This is a genomic window from Megasphaera sp. DJF_B143 (assembly GCF_900320625.1).
Lineage (GTDB): Bacteria > Bacillota > Negativicutes > Veillonellales > Megasphaeraceae > Megasphaera > Megasphaera hexanoica.
The window spans coordinates 1-2,028 of sequence record NZ_ONTA01000313.1 but is presented as its reverse complement, the minus strand read 5'-3'; the positions used below and the strand labels follow the sequence as shown (position 1 = coordinate 2,028).

At 46.9% G+C, this 2,028-nt stretch carries 3 protein-coding genes; all 3 read left to right on the top strand.

Annotated elements, in window-relative coordinates; genetic code table 11:
- The coding region (locus DBO31_RS08940; RefSeq protein WP_234995452.1) for an aconitase family protein at positions 1 to 532 on the top strand (532 nt) is incomplete at its 5' end.
- Positions 533 to 542: 10 nt separating this feature from the next.
- Positions 543 to 1,163 (top strand): RraA family protein, encoded by a 621-nt coding sequence (locus DBO31_RS08935; protein ID WP_059076185.1) that lies wholly within the window; start codon positions 543 to 545, stop codon positions 1,161 to 1,163.
- Between the two features lie 93 nt (positions 1,164 to 1,256).
- Positions 1,257 to 2,028 (top strand): ketopantoate reductase family protein (locus DBO31_RS08930; RefSeq protein WP_150824979.1); only part of this gene is annotated, 772 nt, incomplete at its 3' end.

Sequence of the window (2,028 nt, the reverse complement as noted above, 5' to 3'; positions counted from 1 at the left end):
TGACGTATCGTGGCTCCATTTTGATGACGATGCAGAGTACGAAAAAGTGCTGACGTATAAAGCCGAAGATATGGTACCGTATATTGCGGCCCATCCGTACGTAGATAATGTCAAACCGCTGTCCGAACTGGAAGGAATGAAAGTAGATAAAGTATTCATCGGTTCCTGTACGAATGGAAGGCTGCAGGATCTGGCAGCTGCCGCCCGCATACTGGACGGACATCATATTGCACCTCATATCGAACTGCTCATCACCCCGGCATCGCGGTCGATTTTTAAACAGGCCATTGCTCTGGGGTATATAAAAATATTTATTCAGGCCGGCGCTATGGTGACTCATCCCTATTGCTCGCTCTGTGAAGGCAGAAGTGGCGGCTTGTTGTCTGATGATGAAATATTACTTGGAACGAATAACCGGAATTTTCTGGGCCGTCTGGGCAGTCCGAAATCAAAAACATACCTGGGTTCACCAGTTGTAGCGGCTGCCACGGCTGTTGCTGGTCATTTAATACATCCCGCTGATTTAAAATAGGAGAGATACTATGGAATTTAATATACAGGAATGGAATGGCGTGTCATCTACATCGTTATCAGATGCCATGGAAGGATGCCAGACGATGGCTGCTGCTATTAAACCACTGGATAAACGGATGACCGTTACAGGACCGGCTTACACCATACAAGTCGTTAAAAATGATTGTTCTGTTGTATTTAAAGCATTGCGGGAAGCTCCCAAAGGCGCTGTCCTTGTCATCGCTGCCCATGGAACAACCGATGCAGCGTTCCTGGGAGAAATTGTCGTGACTATTGCCAGAAAACAGGGGCTGGCAGGTATCGTCATTGATGGATGCGTTCGTGATAGTCAGGCCATTGCCAGTGGTGATTTTCCTGTTTTTGCCCGCGGTATCACGCCGAAAAGTCCCCCTGTCAATTATCTGGGACGAGTACAACAGACAGTTGTCTGTGCCGATACGCTTATCCGTCCCGGAGACATTATTTATGGCGATGCTGATGGTGTCGTCGTCATTCCTGCCGATAAAACGGCAGAAGTCCTGAAAAACGCAAAGGCTAAAGAAGAAAAAGACCGTTGGAAGATGGATACTGTTATTCCTGATCTGGCCGCACTAGATGAATTTCTTGCCAAAGCCTGTGGAGAAAGGTAAGTATAGAGACGAAAAAAGACTGTTTTTACCGATTTATTATGCTAAAATGGTAAAAACAGTCTTTTGATTTATATGTTGAGGGAGTGATGACTCATGAAAATCATGGTAACGGGAATTGGCGGTATCGGTGGATATATGGCATCTTTTTTGTGTGCCTACTATGATGATGTGACTCTGATTGCCCGCCGCAAGCGGAAAGAATCTCTCATAGAAAAAGGTCTTATTCTGCACAGTGATTTTTTTGGTGAACACGTAGCTCATCCGAAAGTAACCGATGACCCGTCGTCGTGCGGCATTCAGGATGTGATTTTTGTCTGCGTCAAGAATTATTCCCTGCCGGCAGCATTACAGGCCGTGATTCCCTGCGTAGATGATCATACGATGATTGTCTGCATGCAGAACGGCGTCGATCATAGTGAGGTAGCCCGGTCTATTCTGCCGAAGGGAAAAATTATGGATTCGACTATTTACATTAATACAGAAGCCCAGGCCGATTTTTCAATCCGTCAGTCCGGGGCCTTTGCCCGCATGTATATCAGCAGTGCTGAAGGGGAATACAGTACAACTCTCCATGATCTTCTCGACCATCCGGGGCTGAAAATACGATATGCCGACGATATCCGCGTCGAAGTGTGGAACAAGTTCATCACAAACTGCGCCATCAACGTGATTACGGCCTATTATGAAGACACCTTCGCCGGCGTGTTTGCCCGTCCGCAGGGAAAAGAGGAATTCTATACGCTCCTACACGAGGCCTACACGATTGGGAAAGCCCAGGGAGTTAATCTGGCTGATGATCTGGTCGATACGATTTATCACCGCGTCATAGGACAGAAAAATCAGAATGTAACCAGCTCCCTTGCCC